This window comes from Arthrobacter sp. CMU6, assembly GCF_059090205.1.
Genome location: NZ_JBNHFL010000130.1, coordinates 1 through 253, shown reverse-complemented (window position 1 = coordinate 253; position 253 = coordinate 1). Strand labels below are relative to the sequence as shown.

Here is a 253-nt window from a genome sequence, read left to right as displayed (position 1 = left end):
GTCCGCACCGCCGTAACGTGGGTGGGCATCGTCGGCTTTGTCGGCAAGGGGCTGGCCTTGTTTGTGCTCGGGCTGCTGCTGGCGGTCGCCGCGGTGCAGAACGACCCGCAGGACGTGAAAGGCCTCGACGGCGCGCTCAAGGCGCTGCGCGAGCAACCGTTCGGGCCGGCGGCGCTGGCCGTGGTGGCCGTCGGGCTGATTTGCTACGGGCTCTATCTGGGGGCCCGGGCACGTTACGCGAAGATGTAGCTAA

At 68.8% G+C, this 253-nt stretch carries 1 protein-coding gene; it reads left to right on the top strand.

Annotation, left to right across the window (positions count from 1 at the left end; translation table 11 throughout):
- On the top strand, positions 1 to 249 hold a 249-nt coding region (locus tag AC5RWD_RS23380), incomplete at its 5' end, for a DUF1206 domain-containing protein (RefSeq protein ID WP_494022289.1).
- Positions 250 to 253 lie beyond the last annotated feature (4 nt).